Source organism: Mycobacterium sp. ELW1 (assembly GCF_008329905.1).
Lineage (GTDB): Bacteria > Actinomycetota > Actinomycetes > Mycobacteriales > Mycobacteriaceae > Mycobacterium.
The window spans coordinates 5,428,522-5,445,979 of sequence record NZ_CP032155.1 but is presented as its reverse complement, the minus strand read 5'-3'; the positions used below and the strand labels follow the sequence as shown (position 1 = coordinate 5,445,979).

Sequence of the window (17,458 nt, the reverse complement as noted above, 5' to 3'; positions counted from 1 at the left end):
GTCGCCATGCCGAACACCAGCCCGATAACCGCTTGGAAGGCACTCAAAGAGGGTAACGAGCGATTCGTTGCCGGCCAGCCACAGCATCCCAGCCAGAGCATCGAGGATCGCGCGCGGTTGGCCGGGGGACAAACCCCGACCGCAGTCATCTTCGGCTGCGCTGACAGCCGGGTCGCCGCCGAGATCATCTTCGACCAGGGTCTCGGCGACATGTTCGTGGTGCGCACCGCGGGACACGTCATCGACTCTGCGGTGCTGGGCTCCATCGAGTACGCGGTCGGCGTGCTCAACGTGCCGCTGATCACCGTTCTCGGGCACGACAGCTGCGGCGCGGTCAAGGCCACGCTGTCCGCGCTCGACGACGGTGCGGTACCGGGCGGATACATCCGCGATCTCGTCGAACGGGTGACCCCGTCGATCCTGGTGGGTCGCCGCGAGGGCTTGACCCGCGTCGACGAGTTCGAGGCCCGCCATGTCATCGAGACCGGTACGCAGCTGCTGGCCCGGTCCGCCCTCATCGCCGAGCGGGTCGCCGCAGGCGCGCTGGCCATCGTGGGACTGACTTATCAACTCGCCGACGGCAAAGTTGTGCTGCGCGAACACCTCGGCGATATCGGCGAATAACCACTTTTCCAGCTAGCTAACAAGGCGACACGCCGAGCGGGGTCGGACAACTCGCAGTGACCTGGCCTTACCGTGGAAACGTGCTGGATCTGGATCTGGAACCGCGTGGACCCCTACCCTCGCAAATTTATTGGCGACGCCGTGCTCTGGCAATCGGCATCGTCGCGGTGGTTACCGCAATCGTCGTCGGGGTGGCCTTCATCGTGTTCAGCGGTGGCTCGGATTCGAAGAGCGCCGTGAAGACCACGCCCGCGGCTCAACCGCAGAACCCCCAGCCGGACAACAAGACTCCCGTCGTCGCGCCGCCACCACCGGCGGAGACCCCCGCGGGACCCGTCGCGGTCGCACCAACGCCCACCGAGGCCGTCATGCCGCCGCCGGTGCTCAAAGAGGGCGACGACTGCCCGGATTCCAACCTGGCGGTCAAGGGCATCACCAACCAGCCGCAGTACGCGATCGGTGATCAGCCCAAGTTCACCATGGTCGTCACCAACATCGGCCTGGTGGCGTGCAAGCGTGACGTCGGCGCTGCCGTGCTCGCCGCCTACGTGTACTCGATGGATGGCAAGCGGCTGTGGTCGAACCTGGACTGCGCGCCGTCGAACGAGACGCTGGTCAAGACGTTCAATCCGGGTGAGCAGGTCACCACCGAGGTGACCTGGACCGGCATGGGCTCAGCACCGCAGTGCCCGCTGCCGCGCCAGCCGATCGGACCCGGCACCTACAACCTGGTCGTTCAGCTGGGCAACCTGCGTTCGGCGACGGTGCCGTTCATCCTGGCCGACGCTCCGCCGCCGGGCGCCGCGCCCGCCGCCGGGCAGCAGCTGCCCGCCGGTGCCCCGGGTGAGGCTCCGCCGCCGGCGCCCGCCCCCGCGGGGTAGGCATTCAGATAGCACTGAGGGCGAAGAATCGACCGATTCTTCGCCCTCAGTGCTATCTCGACGCGCTAGACCAGCCGGTCGGCGATGGTCGACTCGGCCAGCTGCGACAAACCCTCGCGAACGTGCCGGGCCCACATCGCGCCGATGCCTTCGACGGACTGCAGGTCGGTGGCACTGGCTGCCAGCAGTCCCTGCAGGGAACCGAAGCGGCGTACCAGGAGGTCGACGTGAGCGAACTGCAGGCGGGGGATACCGGCCATCGCCCGATAGCCACGGGCACTGAGCGCTGAATCCTGCGCCTCGGCCGTCGAGGGGTATCCGAACACGCGCGACAGCGCGGTGAAGTCCAGCAGTTCGGTGTCCGACAGCGAGTCCAGTTCGGCCAGCGTCGAGGCGACCTGAGCCTTCGACGGCGGGTCGGGGTTGGCGTGATAGTCACGCATGATCAGCTCGCGTGCGGTGTCGTTGCCGCCCAGCAGTTCCTCGAGCTGAAGCCGCAGCTGCCGGCCGTCCGTGCCCAGTTCCACTGCGTCATAATCGATTTCGAGCCCGATGCGGCGAACCATCTCGAGCCGCTGCACCACCGTCATGACGTCGCGCAGGGTGACGAAGTCTTCGATCTCGGCGGTGGACAGCTGTCGGGACACCTCGTCGAGGCGAGCCTTGTAGCGTTCCAGGGTCGCGATCGCCTGGTTGGCCCGCGACAAGATGGTGGCCGAGTCGGCCACCACGTGGCGTTCCCCGGACACGTACACCGTGACGATGTTCATCGAATGGCTCACCGAGACGACCGGATAGCCGGTCTGGATCGCGGTGCGCTCGGCAGAACGGTGCCGGGTTCCGGACTCGTCGGTGGGGATCGTCGGATCCGGCACCAGTTGGACATTGGCCCGCACGATCCGGTTGCCGTCGGTGGACAGCACGACGGCACCGTCCATCTTCGAGAGCTCGCGCAGCCGGGTGGGGGCGAACCGCACATCCAGCGAGAAGCCGCCGTCGCAGATCGTCTCGACCCGCTCGTCGTAGCCCAGCACGATCAGCGCACCCGTGCGACCACGCAGAATGCGCTCCAGTCCGTCGCGAAGGGCAGTGCCGGGCGCCAGTCGCCCGATGGTCTCGCGCAGCGTGACCGCCGATGGCTGGGCGGAGCCGCTGGCTCCGTTGACGGTGCTCACAGCCACTTATTGTCCACTGCGTCGAGGTCGTTACTCGACCCCTCCCGCCGAAGCTGCGTAACGACCTTGTCGTAGGGCCGTTTCGCGATCGCCAGCATCGAGCGCAAGGCGTCGCCGATGGTGGCCGATTCGATGGCTTTGAAGCCCTTGGGGACGGTGCCGCACCCCACCGGGACGAGCGCCTCGGTGAAGCCCAGCCGAGCCGCTTCGGCCAGTCTGCGGTCCATCCCGGTGACGCGGCGCAGATCGCCGGCCAGGCCCACTTCGCCGATCACCACGGTCGTGCTGGGCAGCGGCAGGTCCGCGTAGGCCGATGCCATCGCCATCGCGACGGCCAGGTCCGACGAGGGATCCACTAGCCGCATCCCGCCGACGGTGGACAGATAGATGTCGGTGGCGCTGACCTTGAGGCCGGCCCGCCGCTCGAGCACCGCGGCGATCATCGCCGCCCGCGAACTGTCCACCCCGCTGACCGCGCGGCGTTGCGGCGCGTTCTCGGGCCGGTAGGCCAGCAGCGCTTGGACCTCGCCGATCAGCGGGCGTTTACCGTCGAGCGTCACGGTGACCGCGGTGCCGGGTACCGGATTGGGCCGGTTGTCGAGAAACAATCCGGACGGATCGGAAATCCCCTGAATGCCGTTGTCCTGCAACACGAAACAGCCAACCTCATCGGAGGCGCCGAAGCGGTTCTTCACTCCGCGGACCATCCGGAGGGTGGAGTTGCGGTCACCCTCGAAGTGCAGGACCACATCCACCAGATGCTCCAGCGAGCGTGGTCCCGCGATGGCGCCGTCCTTGGTGACGTGGCCGACCAGCACCAGGGCTATGCCGCTCGACTTGGCCGCCGCGGTCAGCGCAGTCGTCACCGCACGTACCTGGGTCACCCCGCCGACCACACCGTCGGTGTCACCCGCCGTCATCGTCTGCACCGAGTCGACCACCACCAGACTCGGCTGCACCGCCTCGATATGGCCGAGCACGGTGTTGATATCGGTTTCCGCGGCCAGGAACACCTCGTCGTGTGTGCAGCCGGTCCGCTCCCCGCGCATGCGGATCTGGCCCGCCGACTCTTCGCCGGACACATAGAGAGCGCGCCGGCCCGAACTCGCCCACCGGTGCACCACGTCGAGCAGCAGCGTGGACTTGCCGACCCCGGGATCACCGGCCAGCAGGCTGACCGAGCCGGGCACCACACCGCCGCCGAGCACCCGGTCGAGTTCGTCGACGCCGGTGGGGAAGTGGCGGGTGCGGTCCGGGTTGATGGAGCTGATGGGCACCGCAGGGGTGGACGGCACGACCGCGCGCTGTGCAGTGGTGCCGGCTGCGCTCGCCCCGGCCACCTCGTCGACCGTGCCCCAGGTTCCGCACTCCGGGCACCGGCCGACCCACTTGGCCATCACATGGCGGCATTCCGAACAGCGATATTGCGAACGCGCCTTGGCCACGGCCGTGACGCTATCGGGTGGGTCCGACAGAACCGCGGATTAGCGGTCCGTGTCAGCTCACTCCTGGCCTGCGGGTGCCCCTTGCCGCTCTGCGCCGCCCGCCGAGATGGGCACCTGGACCTCTGCCTGGCCGGCCTTCTCGAAGGTGAAGGTGAAGCCGTAGGTCAGCCCGTTGGAGATCGGCTGGCTGAGAGTGACCTCCGCCTTGGCCGGCTGGGCACTGCCCATCGGCGCCGCTTCGGACTGGCCGTCGGCACTGCCGACGATCAAGGAGGATCCGGCCGGAATCGAGGTGTTCCCGGTGAGCTCGACCGAGCCCACGTCGGAGCTCACGCTGACCAGCTTGTCGTTGGTGTCCGGGGAGATGTTTGCCGCGGCGAAGATGAGCTCGACGGTGCGGCCCGGCTTCAGGGCGTCGCCGGACTGCACTGCCTGGATGTGCACGTTGCGCAGAGCGATGTTGGCGACATTCGCAGTGGCGCCGTTGACAGCCGACTGCTGGTCGGCGGTCTGCGAGATCTGGCCGGTGCCGCACCCCGTCAGGATCAGAGCGCTGGCCGCCAGGCCAGCGGATGCGGCGACGAGGCGATTCGTCAAGCGGTTCACAACAGCCTCCTGCTCGGCCCGTGTGGACGGCATGGTCGCGCCGCCGCGGTTCGACTATGCACAGTAGTAGGTAGCGTCGCGCGGCGGTAGCTGAGGGTTCGCGGGGCGGTGAGAGAAGTCGTCGGCCGCGACCCGGCGGGGGTGTGCTGAGCAGTGGGTACAAGTGCCCGCGTTGCACGGTTTCGGCACCCTGTCAACCCCCTTTCTTCACCTGCGGTGCCCCTGACCTGCATCGTTGTTCCGCACGCTGTCGGCCCCCGTGCTAACATTGAGATGTGAAAGGGGCTCGAAACTGATGATTTTTAAGGTCGGAGACACCGTTGTCTATCCACACCACGGTGCTGCATTGATCGAGGCGATCGAAACCCGGACCATCAAAGGCGAGCAGAGGGAATACCTCGTCCTGAAGGTTTCCCAGGGCGACCTCACCGTTCGCGTTCCCGCTGACAACGCCGAGTACGTCGGCGTTCGTGACGTGGTGGGCCAGGAAGGCCTGGACAAGGTGTTTCAGGTGCTGCGCGCCCCGCACACCGAAGAGCCGACCAACTGGTCGCGCCGCTACAAGGCCAATCTCGAGAAGCTGGCGTCCGGTGACGTCAACAAGGTCGCTGAAGTTGTTCGCGACCTGTGGCGCCGGGACCAAGAGCGCGGTCTGTCGGCGGGCGAGAAGCGCATGCTGGCCAAGGCCCGGCAGATTCTCGTCGGCGAACTCGCACTTGCGGAGAACACCGACGACGAGAAGGCCAACATCATTCTCGACGAAGCGCTGGCCACCGCGTCCTGACTGCCCTGAGGGGTTTGGTGTCGGAGACGGTCGCGGTCGTCACGGCCGCCGGTTCCGGTGAACGGCTGGGTGCGGGTATCCCGAAGGCTTTCGTGGATCTCGGTGGCCGAACCATGCTCGAACGCGCCGTGGACGGTCTGTTGGCTTCTGGGGTGATCGACCGGGTCGTCGTTGCCGCACCTGCCGCGCGGGTCGACGAAACAAAGCTGCTGCTCGACGGACGTGCCACGGTCGTCGCCGGGGGTCCGGAGCGTCCCGAAACCGTGCGACGAGCGCTGGCCTCCGTCGGCGAACCCGAGTTCGTTCTCGTACACGACGCCGCTCGGCCGCTGACGCCGGCCGAGCAGATACAGCGGGTCGTCTCCGCCCTGCGGGACGGCCTGCGTGCGGTCATCCCGGTGTTGCCGGTCACCGACACCATCAAAGCCGTCGACGCCAATGGCGTCGTTCTCGGTACTCCTGAACGGTCCGGACTGAGGGCCGTGCAGACTCCCCAGGGCTTCGAGACCGCGCTGCTGCGCCGCGCCTACGAGCGGGCCGGCGGCGCCTCCGTCACCGACGACGCCTCGCTTGTCGAATACCTGGGCACCCCGGTGCACACCGTCGCCGGCGACCCACTGGCGTTCAAGGTCACCACGCCGCTGGATCTCCAGCTGGCCCGAGCCCTGCTGGCCGCATGACGATTCCCCGCGTCGGGCTGGGTAGCGACGTCCATCCGATCGAGACCGGCCGGCCCTGCTGGCTGCTGGGCCTGTTGTTCGACGATGCCGACGGCTGCTCCGGACACTCCGATGGAGACGTCGCCGTCCACGCGCTCTGCGATGCTCTGCTCTCGGCGGCGGGCCTCGGCGATCTCGGGTCGGTGTTCGGCGTGGACCAGCCGCAGTGGCGCGGTGTCACCGGTGCTCGCATGCTCGAACACGTCCGCGAGATGCTCACCGCTGCGGGGTTCACTGTCGGCAACGCCGTCGTCCAGGTGATCGCCAACCGCCCCAAGATCGGCCCGCGCCGAGAGGAAGCTCAACGCCTGCTGAGCGGCCTGCTGGGCGCCCCGGTGTCGGTCTCGGCCACCACTACCGACGGACTCGGGCTGACCGGCCGCGGGGAGGGTATGGCGGCCATCGCCACCGCTTTGGTGGTGGCCGGGTCTGCCTCGATGCCTGACTGAGCCGTTCAGGCCGGTAAGCTGGCGCGTCGTGACCGGCACCCTGCGACTCCACGACACCTATAGCGGTGCCGTGCGCGATTTCGAGCCGATCCGTTCCGGTCACGCCTCGATCTATCTCTGTGGCGCCACTGTGCAGGGCTTGCCGCACATCGGCCATGTCCGCAGCGGGGTCGCCTTCGACGTGCTGCGACGCTGGCTGATGGCCAAGGGTTTCGACGTCGCGTTCATCCGCAACGTCACCGACATCGACGACAAAATCCTCACCAAGGCCGCCGATGCAGGCCGGCCGTGGTGGGAGTGGGCGGCCACCCACGAGCGCGCGTTCTCGGCGGCCTACGACGCGCTGGGCGTGCTGCCGCCGTCGGCGGAGCCGCGGGCGACGGGGCACATCACCCAGATCGTCGAGCTCATCGAGCGACTGGTCGACACCGGCCACGCCTACACCGGCGCCGGCGACGTCTACTTCGACGTCCAGAGCTTTCCGGAGTACGGCAAGCTCTCCGGGCACAAGGTCGACGACGTGCACCAGGGCGAGGGTGTGGCGACCGGTAAGCGCGACCAGCGCGACTTCACCCTGTGGAAGGGCGCCAAACCCGGTGAGCCGTCCTGGCCGACGCCGTGGGGAGCGGGCCGCCCGGGCTGGCACTCCGAATGCGTGGCGATGGCCCACGAATACCTCGGCGCTGAATTTGATATTCACTGCGGCGGAATGGATTTGGTCTTCCCGCACCACGAGAACGAGATCGCGCAGGCGCGTGCCGCCGGCGACGGCTTCGCCCGGTACTGGCTGCACAACGGCTGGGTCACCATGGGCGGGGAGAAGATGAGCAAGTCGCTGGGCAATGTCCTGTCGATTCCGGCTGTGCTGCAACGGGTTCGGCCTGCCGAGCTGCGCTACTACCTGGGCAGCGCGCATTACCGGTCGATGCTGGAATTCTCCGAGAACGCCCTGCAGGATGCGGTCAAGGCCTACACCGGAATCGAAGAGTTCCTACACCGGGTGCGGACTCGCGTCGGCATCGTGGTGCCCAGCACCTGGACCGAGAAGTTCGGCGCAGCACTCGACGACGACCTCGCCGTGCCCGCCGCCCTGGCCGAGGTGCATGCCGCCCGCGCCGACGGCAACCGGGCGCTGGAATCCGGCGATCATGAGACCGCGCTGGTGAAGGCGCGTGAAATCCGTTCGATGATGGGGATTCTCGGGTGCGACCCGCTCGACGAGCGCTGGGAGACCCGCGACGAGACGTCGGCGGCCCTGGCTGCGGTCGACGTGTTGGTGCGCGCCGAGCTGAACCGCCGGGACGGGGCCCGCCAGACCCGCGATTGGGCTCTGGCTGATGAGATTCGAGATCGGCTCAAGGAAGCCGGCATCGAGGTGACCGATACTGCCGACGGACCGCAGTGGGCGCTACGCGACGAAGGCGGCAAGTAGATGGCGGGAAACTCCAAGCGGCGCGGTGCGATTCGCAAGGAAGGCACCAAGAAGGGTCCGACCGTGGGTTCCGGCGGTCAGCGCCGCCGTGGCCTGGAAGGGCGCGGTGCGACTCCGCCGGCGAGTGCTCGGACCGGGCATCCGGCGGCCCGACGCGCCGCCACCGCCGACAAGCGGGCGCGCCAGTATTCGAAACCCACCGACGAGACCGAGATGGTGCTGGGTCGCAACCCGGTGCTGGAGTGTCTGCGTGCGCACGCGCCGGCGACAGCTCTGTATGTGGCGCTGGGTGCCGAAGCCGACGAGCGGCTGACGGAGTCGGTCACGCTGGCCGCGGACCGCGGTATCGCGATTCTCGAAGTGCCGCGCCACGATCTGGACCGGATGAGCTCCAACGGATTGCACCAGGGCATCGCCCTGCAGGTGCCGCCCTACAATTACGCCCACCCCGACGATCTGCTGGCCGCCGCCACGTCTGATGTCGAACCGGCGCTTCTGGTCGCGTTGGACAACATCTCCGACCCGCGCAACCTCGGCGCGATCGTGCGATCGGTGGCGGCATTCGCGGGCCACGGTGTGCTGATCCCGCAGCGGCGCTCCGCATCGGTGACCGCGGTCGCGTGGCGCACGAGCGCCGGAGCGGCCGCCCGCGTGCGGGTGGCGCGGGCCACGAATCTCACTCGCACGCTCAAAGATTGGGCCGACGCCGGTGTTCAGGTGATCGGGCTCGACGCCGAGGGAGACACCACGCTCGACGAGCTCGACGGCTCTGGCCCGCTGGTGCTCGTCGTCGGCTCGGAGGGCAAGGGGCTGTCACGGCTGGTACGCCAGAATTGCGATGCGGTGGTGTCGATTCCGATGGCCGGCCCGACCGAATCGTTGAACGCATCGGTGGCTGCCGGTGTGGTGCTGGCCGAGATCGCCCGTCAGCGTCGCCGGTAGCGCTATACCCCGATCAGCTGCACCCCGGCCCACAACGTCAGCACCGCCACCACAAGGCAGGCTGGCACCGTCGCCACACCCAGCCAGGTGAACTCGCGCACGCTGGTCGGCTCGCCGTTCTGGTGCAGTACCCTGCGCCACAGCAGATTGGCCAGCGACCCGGCGTAGGTCAGGTTGGGTCCGATGTTCACCCCGATCAGCACGGCGAGCACTGCGGCCGGACCGCTGCCCGCAGCCAGCGGCAGCAACACCAGTACTGCGGGCAGGTTGTTGACGACATTGGACAGCAGCGCCGCTACCGTCGCGATCCCGAGCAGCGCCGGCAGGCTGCCGCCCGACGGCAGCAGGTCGGCGGCGGCGGTGTCGAGACCGTTGACCATCACCGCTTTGACGACCACCGCCAGCGCCAGTACGAACAGCAGGAACGGCAGATTCAGCGAGTGCACGATCCCGCCAATTGTGCTGCGCCGCTGCGCTAGTGATCGCACGCCGAGGACCACCGCGCCTGCCAGCGCCGCCCAGGCCGGTGACAGACCGGCGAACGACGTGACCGCGAATCCGACCAGCGTCAGGGCCAGCACGACGAGGACGAACACCGGCCGGTCCGGCTGCGGGGGCGGGCTCTCGGGCGGCACGTCGGCGAGATCACGCCGGAACGCCAGTCGCAGCACCAGGTATTCGACGGCGATCGCCGCGAGCCACGGTGCGGCCATCAGCGCGCTGAACCGGGTGAACGACAGCCCGGCGGCGCTGAACGCGAGCAGGTTGGTCAGGTTGGACACCGGCAGCAACAGCGATGCCGAATTGGACAGGTGCGCAGTCGCATACAGGTGCGGGCGCGGCGGAACCCGCAGCGTGCGCGCCGTGGCCAGCACCACCGGGGTCAGCAGCACGACGGTGGCGTCCAGGCTGAGTACCGCCGTGGTGGCCGCCGCGATCAGGAACACCTGACCCAGCAGCCGCCGCGGTTTCCCTGCGGTGCCGCGTGCCATCCAGGTGCCCGCCGCCTGGAACAGCCCCTCGTCGTCGCACAACTTGGCCAGCACCAGGATCGCGGCCAGGAAGGCGACCACCGGAAGCATCCGGCTCGCCTCGTCGGCGGCATCGTGGGTCGACACCGCGCCGATCGCGATGACCAGGGCTGCGGCGGGCACCGCTGCCACTGACTCGGACCAGCCCCGAGGGCGCGCGATGGCGAAGACGAGGACGACCACCAGGGCCAGCAGGGCGACGATCAGCACGGCGCGATCAGGCCCACGGGTCTTCGCGTTGCCAGACGGTCGGCAGGTGCAGAGCGACGCCGTCACGCTCGGCCAGGCCCGACAGCACCCGCATCGTCACGTTCAGGTCGTCGCCGGCATACGGCAACGCGATCAGCGGCGCGGTGAGCGGGCGGAAGAAGTCGTCCCAGTGGATCAGCACGACGCGGCGGGCGCCGACCGCCCGGACCGTCTGCTCCCAGTACTGCTCGATGTAGGCCCGGGGTTGCACACCGAGTTGGCCGACACCCAGGTAGACGATGTCGGCGCGACGGCCGTCGAGAGCGCCGGGCAGGAAGCCGGCGCTGCCTTGAATGAGCAGCCGTCGATCGCTGGGTGTGTGGTGGATCAGGGTCGACCACGCCTCGCCGCAGCGGAACGCCGAGGCCTTCACCGGCGGCACGACGGGTGCGGTGATCGTGCCGGGGAAGCGGTCCGGCGGGCAGTGGTGCGATTCGATGAGAGTCACGGCGAACGGGCCGAGTGTCAGCTCGTCCCCGGACACCGCGACGACGATCTGATCGTCCGAAAGACGGTATCCCCGAGCGATATTCGCGGCCGACTCACCTCCGATCAGCCGGGCGCCGGTGCGGGCCGCGACGACGGCGGAGTCCATGGCGTGATCGTAGTGAGTGTGCACGGGCAACACCGCGGCCAGCCGATTGATGTTGGCCCGGTTCAGGCAGTAGTCGATCCGCGATGCCGACGGCGCCAACCGGCGCAGGCCGACATCCAGCATCGGCGGGCGGGAGAAGAAGCCGTCGGTCAGCAGCGACGAGGTGCCGTCGTCGACCAGGAGCGTCGACACCCCCAGCCAGGTGACCGACAACGCGGTGTCCGGGTCGGCTTCGGGGACGTCGAAGCGGTCGCGGTACTGGCCGATATCGGGCCTGCCGAGTTTGAGCCGCATCAGATGAACGCCACCACATCGACTCCGTCGCGCAGCAGGCGATCGCGGACGGCGGTGGCGATCTGCACCGCCCCCGGCGAATCACCATGCACGCAAATGGATTCCACACGTATGTCGATCGTCGATCCGTCGACGGCGGATACTCGGCCGCTGTGCACCATCCGCGACACCCGCTCGGCGATCTGCTCCGGATCGTGCAGCACCGCGCCGTCCTCCCGGCGGGAAACCAGCGCACCGTCGGGGCGGTAGGCGCGGTCGGCGAACGCCTCGGCGACGGTACGCAATCCGAGTCGTTCGGCTTCCTCGAAGAACACCGAACCGGCCAGGCTCAGAACCGGCAGGCCGGGGTCGACGGCGTGCACCGCCTCGGCGACCGCGCGTGCCTGCTCTCGATGGGTGACGATCGTGTTGTACAGCGCGCCATGGGGTTTGACGTAGCCGACATCCGTTCCTGCGGAACGGGCGAGTGCCTGCAAGGCGCCGATCTGGTAGATCACCTCCGCGGTGAGCTCGGCGGGTTCGACGTCGATGAAGCGGCGGCCGAACCCGGCCAGGTCGAGGTAGCTCACCTGGGCGCCGATCCGCACCCCGCGCTCTGCGGCGGCACGGCTGGTGCGCGCCAGCCCGGCCGGGTTGCCGGCGTGGAAGCCGCACGCCACGTTGGCGCTCGTGACGACGTCGAGCATGGCCGCGTCGTCACCGAGTTCCCACACCCCGAAGCCTTCGCCGAGGTCGGCGTTCAGGTCGACGGATGTCACCGGACCAGACTAACCAGCCAGCGGATGGTTCACGCCGCGGCGGGATCCACCTGGCGCCGGCTGATGGCCCAACACACCAGATAGATCACGAACGAGATCGTCGTGACGAACACCGACACCGGAACTCCGGGCGCCAGCGACAGGACGATGCCGACCACCGCGGACAGTTCGGCGAAGATCACCGACGCCGCGATCACCGCCGCCGGTGAACTGAACACCCGAGCCGCTGCGGCTGCCGGCGTGATGAGCAGTGACATCACCAGCAGCGCTCCGACGATCTGCACGCCCTGGGCAGCCACCACACCGACCAGGGCGGCGAACACGATGCCCAGCATGCGCACCGGAACACCGCGCGCCGCAGCCACTTCGGGGTCGGCGGTGGCGAACAGCAGGGGCCGGTAACTGACGGCCAGTACGCCGACCACCAGTACGGTCACCGCGATCAGCAGCGTCAAACCCGAGTAGCCGACGCCGACGATCTGACCGGTCAGCAGCGCGAAGCTGGTGCCGGCCCGGCCCGGGTACAGATGGATGAACAGCACAGCAAGGCCCAGCCCGAAGGCCAGCACCACACCGATCGCCGAGTCACGCTCGCGGGCCCGCTGCCCGAGGATGCCGAACAGGATCGCGGCCAGCGCGCTGCCCACCAGGGCCCCCAACCCGACGTTGAATCCGACCAGCAACGCGAAGGCCGCGCCGGTCAGCGACAGCTCGCTGGACCCGTGCACGGCGAACGACATCTGGCGCATGACGATGAACGGCCCGATCAACCCGGCCACCAATGCCAGCAGCGCGGCCGCGACCAAGGCCTGCTGGACGAACCCGCGGCCGAGCAGGTCGGCGGTGATGTCGAAGGCGAACAGGTGATCAAGCAGGTGTGCGAAGCGGTCATTCATGGGTGTGCCCGTGGGTGTGCCCGGAGTGGTCGAGGTGTTCGCCGACCACCACGTAGCGATCGCCGACCTGCACCACCTGGATGTCGGCCTGATACAGCTCCGAGAGCGTCTCCGAGGTCATCACCTCGGCGACCGTGCCGATCCGGAATCGGCCGTTGACCAGGTAGAGCACCCGGTCGACGTAGGGGACGACCGGGTTGATCTCGTGCGTCACGAACATCACCGCGGTACCGGACCTGCGGCGCCGGTCGATGAGTTGGGCGACCAGCCGGGCGCTGGCCGGATCCAGGTTGAGCAGGGGCTCGTCGCAGAGCAGCAGCACCGGATCACTGGCCAATGCCTGCGCGATGCGCACCCGCTGCAGTTCGCCGCCCGACATCACGCCGACCGGAACCTTGGCCAACTTCAGCGCCTGGACCTCTGTCAAGGCCCGCTCGACGACGGAGTTCCGGTGCTGGCGCTCCTTCGGTGACAGCGGCCCGATGCCCCAGTGGTGGCCGTCCACCCCGAGGCGGACCAGGTCGCGGCCGCGCAGGCTCAGGCCCCGGTCGACCGAGCGGTGCTGAGGCACGTATCCGATCCGCTCGCTGCCCGCCTCGATCGGCCCGCCCTCGATGGTGGCCGTGCCCGCGCTGAGCTCCAGCTGGCCCAGCAGCACTTTGAACAGCGACGTTTTCCCGGTGCCGTTGGGGCCGAGGATGGCGATGAACTCACCGGGGGCCACCTTCAGATCGAGGTGGTCCCAGAGCACCCGGTCCCCGAAAGCCAGCCGAGCACCGGACAGGCAGACGACCTCGGTACTCACAAGCAGTGATTATCGGTTCTGCTGCAACGCGGCGGTCAACCGGTCGGCGGTATCGCGCTGCCAGGTCAGGTAGTCCTTGCCGTCGGGCAGCGTCTCGGTGACGCTGACAATGGGCACGCCGGCGCTCTGAGCTGCCGCCTGGACCTGTTTGGTGACCTCGGTGATGGTTTGTTCGTTGAACACCACAGCGGCGATCTGGCGGGACTTGATGAGGTCCAGCATGGCCGCGACGTCGACGGGGGCGGGATCGGTGTCCTGCTCGACGGCGCTGGCGAATCCGGCGGGTGTCTTGTCGGTCAGGCCGGCGGCCACCAGGAGATAGTGCGCGACGGGTTCGGTCGCGACCACCGCGGCGCCCGGGTGGGTGGTGCGGATGGCGTTCTCGGTCTGCGCTATCGCGTCGGCCTTGCGGTTGAAGGTCTCGGCGTTGGACTTGTAGTCGGCGGCGTGCTGCGGATCGTCCTGTGCGAGCTTGTCGGCGATCGAGCTGGCCACGGCCCGCGCGGTGGCCAGGTCATAGAAGACGTGCTCGTTGGCCGGCTCGGGCTCGCCGGCGGGCGGCTTCAGCAGCGAGTACGCGTTGACCGACGCCACGCCCTTGTGACCGGCCAGGACGTCGTCGACCCAGTGGTCGTAGCCGCCGCCGTTGTAGACCACCAGCGACGCGTCCGCGATGTCGGCTGCATTCGAGGGGCTGGCCTCGAACGAGTGCGGGTCTGCCGAGGCGCTGGTGATGATCGAGGTGACCTTGGCGTGGTCGCCTGCGACCGCCTGCGCGACGCTGCCCCATACGTCGGTGGAGGCCACCACGGTGGGTGTCTGTGCTGCCGGAGCGCCGCCCGGGGACTTGTCGCCGCCACATGCGGTGAGACCGGCCGCCAGCGCCAACGCCGACAAACCCATGACCGCGCGGATCGCAGTACTGCGCACGAGCACTCCTCTGACTGAGTCAACCTAATACAAATGAAAACCGTTTCCAATAACCATAGGGCATCGGTACCGGTCGTGCGCAACTCAATGCGCTAGCCTCACGGAGCATGTCCCGAAGTCCCGCGCCGCGGCGGCGGGCAACCCTGGCCTCATTGGCCGCCGAACTCAAGGTTTCGCGGACCACGATCTCGAATGCGTACAACCGGCCCGATCAGTTGTCGGCCGATCTGCGGGAGCGGGTACTGGCCACCGCGAAGCGGCTAGGATACGCCGGCCCGGACCCGGTGGCCCGGTCGCTGCGAACCCGAAAGGCCGGCGCGGTCGGTCTGGTGATCGCCGAGCCGTTGACCTATGCCTTCAGTGATCCCGCCGCATTGAATTTCGTTGCCGGACTCGCCGAATCGTGCGAAGAGGCCGGACAGGGCCTGCTGCTGGTCGCGGTCGGACCGGACCGCAGCGTTTCGGAAGGCACGAATTCCGTTCTGGCAGCAGGGGTCGACGGATTCGTCGTCTACGCCGCGGCCGACGACGACCCCTACCTGCAGACCGTGCTGCAGCGCCACGTGCCGATCGTGGTCGTCGACCAGCCCGCGAATGTCCCGGGCGCATCCCGGGTCTGCATCGACGACCGGGCTGCCATGCGGGAACTGGCCGACTATGTCGTAGGCCTCGGGCATCGCGAAATCGGTTTGCTGACAATGCGATTGGGCAACGAGCGGCGCATCGGCGATCAGGCTGCGGGTGTCGTGAGTGCAGATCGCCTCAGGGACTCTCGCTTTCACGTCCAGACCGAAAGAATCGGCGGGGTGTGCGATGCGATGGCCGGTGCGGGGCTCGACCCGGCCGCACTGACCATCGTGGAGAGTTGCGAGCACCGGCCGGCGTCCGGGGCGGCGGCCGCCGAGTTGGCGCTGCAGACGAACCCGCGGATCACCGCCTTGATGTGCACCGCCGACGTACTGGCCATCTCGGCGATGGATTATCTACGCGCCAAAGGCATTTACGTTCCCGGCCAGATGACGGTCACCGGGTTCGATGGCATCCCCGAGGCCTTGAGCCGGGGGTTGACCACGGTGTCGCAGCCCAGCCTGGAGAAGGGCAAGCGGGCCGGCCGGCTGCTGCACAGCCCGCCGCGCGACGGCTTGCCGGTGATCGATGTGCTGCCCACCGAACTGGTGCGGGGGCGGACCGCGGGGCCGCCGGTCTAACCGCGCCGGGCGCGAACCAGGTACTCCAGTGCGGTCGCGACGTCGTCGGGGGAGTCGACGCGATAGCGGGCCAGGGTCTGCCCCGGACCGACCTTCACCCCGACGTCGCCGTCGGTGAGCCGCCTGAACCCCTTTTCGTCGGTGACGTCGTCGCCGAAGAACACCACCGCGGTTGCGTCGAGCTGTTCGCGCAGCTGCTCGAGCGCCGCGCCCTTGTCGGTGTCGATGACTGCGAACTCGCGAACCGCTTTGCCTTCGGTGACGTGAATGTCCCAGTCCCGCACCGCGTTCAGCGCCTCATCGAGCGCCCTCTGGGCGTCCTCGGGAACCGCGTTGCGCACGTGGAACGCCACGCTGACCGGCTTGGTTTCGATGGTCGCGCCGGGATAGCGCTGCGCCAGGGCGGCCATCGTCTGCTCGAGTTCGGCCAGCCGCGCCCTGGCGGCCTCGTCGATCGCGTCGAGGAAGTCGGCGTCGAACTCCGCGCCGTGGCTGCCCACCAGATGCACATCGCCGGGCGCACCGGACAGTATTTTCAGGTCGCGAAGCGCACGTCCGGAGATCAGCGCCGCACTGGTGGATCGCAATGCCGCCAGCGCGGCAAGGGCGTCGGCGGCGGCCGGCAGGGGACGGGCGTCGGCCGGGTTGGACACGATCGGCGCGACGGTGCCGTCAAAGTCGGACGCCACCAACAACTGTGGGACTCGCGCGACCTCGCTCAGCGCGCGATGCAGATCCTCGGGGAGATCGGGCACAGGGTCCTCGGGCACGGGGTCCTAGGACTCGCCGTCGTCGCCGATCAGCAGCCGCACCGCGAGATCGAGACGTTTGCTGACGTCGGTGGCCGATGCTCGCCGGGTCAGCCAGGCCAACAGGTTCGACAGCCACACATCGGAGATCACGCGGGCGATGTGGTACTGGTCTTCGGTCGGTTCGCCGTCGCTCATGGCGCGCGCGAACATGCTGTCGATGATCTTCTCGACGTGATCAACTTCACCTGCGGCGGAGGCGTCGGCGAACACGTATGCCCGCGTCATCGCCTCCGTGAGAAGCGGGTTGCGCTGCATGGCCCGGTTCAGCTTGCTCACCATGAAGTTGAGCCGCTGGAACGGTGAGCCGCCGGCCACCGCGGTCCGGTCGGTCTTGGCGTCGATGCGCTCGAACTCGCGGGCCAGCGCCGACACCAGCAGGTGCACCTTCGACGGGAAGTAGCGGTACAGCGTGCCGACCGCCACGTCGGCGCGGTCGGCCACCGCGCGCATCTGCACGGCCTCGTATCCGCCCTTGGAGGCGATCGCCATCGTTGCGTCGAGGATGCGCTTGCGGCGTTCGCGCTGAGCCTCGGATCCGAGCTCTGATTCGGCGAGTACAGACACCGGTATCACCTCACGTGGCTGCGAACCCGCACCGCCGGCCGTCGATTTCTGCGCTGGCGATGACATGGGTCGGCTAGCTCCTTCCAAGGCTGTTCTGGGAGAAACGATACGCATCGCTACACTGCGTCGCGCACTTCTGTCTCCCCCAGGACAGCCGCGTGTCCTGCTGCGATGCCGGTCGACTTGACTGTTGATCGCTGGCACTATTAGAACACGTTCTAGTGGGCCGAGAAGTTTTTCAGCGCCCGTTCTTTGTGAC

Annotated in this window: 19 protein-coding genes; 8 read left to right on the top strand and 11 right to left on the bottom strand. The window is 68.2% G+C overall.

What is annotated here, in order from left to right; translation table 11 throughout:
- The first annotated feature begins 6 nt into the window (after positions 1–6).
- Complete coding sequence (locus D3H54_RS26105; RefSeq protein WP_149382492.1) at positions 7–624, top strand: carbonic anhydrase; 618 nt, start codon at positions 7–9, stop codon at positions 622–624.
- 89 nt (positions 625–713) lie between these two features.
- Positions 714–1,505 carry a hypothetical protein gene (locus D3H54_RS26100; protein WP_210419770.1) on the top strand — a complete coding sequence of 264 codons (792 nt, stop codon included), beginning with the start codon at positions 714–716 and terminating at the stop codon, positions 1,503–1,505.
- 65 nt (positions 1,506–1,570) lie between these two features.
- Here the strand turns inward: D3H54_RS26100 and disA are convergent, their stop codons facing one another.
- Genes disA through D3H54_RS26085 form a run of 3 tightly spaced genes read right to left on the bottom strand, consistent with a single transcriptional unit; the run spans position 1,571 to position 4,731 of the window.
- Positions 1,571–2,680, bottom strand: a complete 1,110-nt coding sequence (gene disA, locus D3H54_RS26095; RefSeq protein WP_210419597.1) for a DNA integrity scanning diadenylate cyclase DisA — start codon at positions 2,678–2,680, stop codon at positions 1,571–1,573.
- Positions 2,677–4,125, bottom strand: coding sequence for a DNA repair protein RadA (gene radA / locus D3H54_RS26090; protein ID WP_149382486.1), 1,449 nt, complete (start codon positions 4,123–4,125; stop codon positions 2,677–2,679). The genes disA and radA overlap by 4 nt, the downstream gene beginning before the upstream one ends.
- A gap of 57 nt (positions 4,126–4,182) precedes the next feature.
- A complete protein-coding gene (locus D3H54_RS26085; RefSeq protein ID WP_149382484.1) occupies positions 4,183–4,731 on the bottom strand; it encodes a copper chaperone PCu(A)C domain-containing protein in 549 nt (182 codons plus the stop codon).
- 295 nt (positions 4,732–5,026) lie between these two features.
- Here D3H54_RS26085 and D3H54_RS26080 point away from each other — a divergent pair, with 295 nt between their 5' ends.
- From D3H54_RS26080 to rlmB, 5 genes are read left to right on the top strand one after another with little or no spacing between them, the layout of a single operon-like run.
- Positions 5,027–5,515, top strand: a complete 489-nt coding sequence (locus D3H54_RS26080; protein WP_149382482.1) for a CarD family transcriptional regulator — start codon at positions 5,027–5,029, stop codon at positions 5,513–5,515.
- Positions 5,516–5,532: 17 nt separating this feature from the next.
- Positions 5,533–6,195: a 2-C-methyl-D-erythritol 4-phosphate cytidylyltransferase gene (gene ispD, locus D3H54_RS26075; protein WP_149382480.1), complete on the top strand. Its 663-nt coding sequence runs from the start codon at positions 5,533–5,535 to the stop codon at positions 6,193–6,195.
- Positions 6,192–6,683 (top strand): 2-C-methyl-D-erythritol 2,4-cyclodiphosphate synthase, encoded by a 492-nt coding sequence (ispF, locus tag D3H54_RS26070; RefSeq protein WP_149382478.1) that lies wholly within the window; start codon positions 6,192–6,194, stop codon positions 6,681–6,683. The genes ispD and ispF overlap by 4 nt, the downstream gene beginning before the upstream one ends.
- A 28-nt stretch (positions 6,684–6,711) precedes the next feature.
- The gene (cysS, locus tag D3H54_RS26065; RefSeq protein ID WP_149382476.1) at positions 6,712–8,115 is read left to right on the top strand and encodes a cysteine--tRNA ligase; all 1,404 of its coding nucleotides are present in this window, start codon (positions 6,712–6,714) and stop codon (positions 8,113–8,115) included.
- Positions 8,116–9,057, top strand: coding sequence for a 23S rRNA (guanosine(2251)-2'-O)-methyltransferase RlmB (gene rlmB, locus D3H54_RS26060; protein WP_149382474.1), 942 nt, complete (start codon positions 8,116–8,118; stop codon positions 9,055–9,057). It abuts the gene before it with no gap.
- A gap of 2 nt (positions 9,058–9,059) precedes the next feature.
- On the opposite strand, the gene D3H54_RS26055 is transcribed toward rlmB, so the two are convergent.
- The 6 genes from D3H54_RS26055 to D3H54_RS26030 are packed head-to-tail and all read right to left on the bottom strand — an operon-like array spanning position 9,060 to position 14,588.
- Positions 9,060–10,295, bottom strand: coding sequence for an SLC13 family permease (locus D3H54_RS26055; RefSeq protein ID WP_149383746.1), 1,236 nt, complete (start codon positions 10,293–10,295; stop codon positions 9,060–9,062).
- 10 nt (positions 10,296–10,305) lie between these two features.
- Positions 10,306–11,226, bottom strand: coding sequence for an MBL fold metallo-hydrolase (locus D3H54_RS26050; RefSeq protein ID WP_149382472.1), 921 nt, complete (start codon positions 11,224–11,226; stop codon positions 10,306–10,308).
- Complete coding sequence (locus D3H54_RS26045; protein ID WP_149382470.1) at positions 11,226–11,984, bottom strand: LamB/YcsF family protein; 759 nt, start codon at positions 11,982–11,984, stop codon at positions 11,226–11,228. Before D3H54_RS26045 ends, D3H54_RS26050 begins: the two co-directional genes overlap by 1 nt.
- Positions 11,985–12,013: 29 nt before the next feature.
- On the bottom strand, positions 12,014–12,880 hold the full coding sequence (locus tag D3H54_RS26040) for a metal ABC transporter permease (RefSeq protein WP_149382468.1): 867 nt from the start codon (positions 12,878–12,880) through the stop codon (positions 12,014–12,016).
- Positions 12,873–13,685 carry a metal ABC transporter ATP-binding protein gene (locus D3H54_RS26035; RefSeq protein WP_115317504.1) on the bottom strand — a complete coding sequence of 271 codons (813 nt, stop codon included), beginning with the start codon at positions 13,683–13,685 and terminating at the stop codon, positions 12,873–12,875. The genes D3H54_RS26040 and D3H54_RS26035 overlap by 8 nt, the downstream gene beginning before the upstream one ends.
- A 9-nt stretch (positions 13,686–13,694) precedes the next feature.
- A complete protein-coding gene (locus D3H54_RS26030; protein WP_149383745.1) occupies positions 13,695–14,588 on the bottom strand; it encodes a metal ABC transporter solute-binding protein, Zn/Mn family in 894 nt (297 codons plus the stop codon).
- A 134-nt stretch (positions 14,589–14,722) separates the two neighbouring features.
- Between D3H54_RS26030 and D3H54_RS26025 the strand changes: the two genes are divergently transcribed.
- A complete protein-coding gene (locus tag D3H54_RS26025) occupies positions 14,723–15,823 on the top strand; it encodes an Rv3575c family transcriptional regulator (protein ID WP_149382466.1) in 1,101 nt (366 codons plus the stop codon).
- On the opposite strand, the gene otsB is transcribed toward D3H54_RS26025, so the two are convergent.
- Positions 15,820–16,593: a trehalose-phosphatase gene (gene otsB / locus D3H54_RS26020; RefSeq protein WP_286199002.1), complete on the bottom strand. Its 774-nt coding sequence runs from the start codon at positions 16,591–16,593 to the stop codon at positions 15,820–15,822. The two genes, D3H54_RS26025 and otsB, sit on opposite strands and share 4 nt — an antisense overlap.
- Positions 16,594–16,599: 6 nt before the next feature.
- Positions 16,600–17,199 carry a cholesterol catabolism transcriptional regulator KstR gene (gene kstR / locus D3H54_RS26015; protein WP_164520240.1) on the bottom strand — a complete coding sequence of 200 codons (600 nt, stop codon included), beginning with the start codon at positions 17,197–17,199 and terminating at the stop codon, positions 16,600–16,602.
- Between the last annotated feature and the right edge of the window lie 259 nt (positions 17,200–17,458).

Coding starts and splice junctions, on each gene's coding strand:
- D3H54_RS26105 (WP_149382492.1), top strand. CDS start 7: ATGCCGAACACCAGCCCGATAACCGCTTGGAAGGCACTCAAAGAGGGT.
- D3H54_RS26050 (WP_149382472.1), bottom strand. CDS start 11,226: ATGCGGCTCAAACTCGGCAGGCCCGATATCGGCCAGTACCGCGACCGC.
- D3H54_RS26080 (WP_149382482.1), top strand. CDS start 5,027: ATGATTTTTAAGGTCGGAGACACCGTTGTCTATCCACACCACGGTGCT.
- ispF (WP_149382478.1), top strand. CDS start 6,192: ATGACGATTCCCCGCGTCGGGCTGGGTAGCGACGTCCATCCGATCGAG.
- D3H54_RS26025 (WP_149382466.1), top strand. CDS start 14,723: ATGTCCCGAAGTCCCGCGCCGCGGCGGCGGGCAACCCTGGCCTCATTG.
- D3H54_RS26030 (WP_149383745.1), bottom strand. CDS start 14,588: ATGGGTTTGTCGGCGTTGGCGCTGGCGGCCGGTCTCACCGCATGTGGC.
- D3H54_RS26040 (WP_149382468.1), bottom strand. CDS start 12,880: ATGAATGACCGCTTCGCACACCTGCTTGATCACCTGTTCGCCTTCGAC.
- rlmB (WP_149382474.1), top strand. CDS start 8,116: ATGGCGGGAAACTCCAAGCGGCGCGGTGCGATTCGCAAGGAAGGCACC.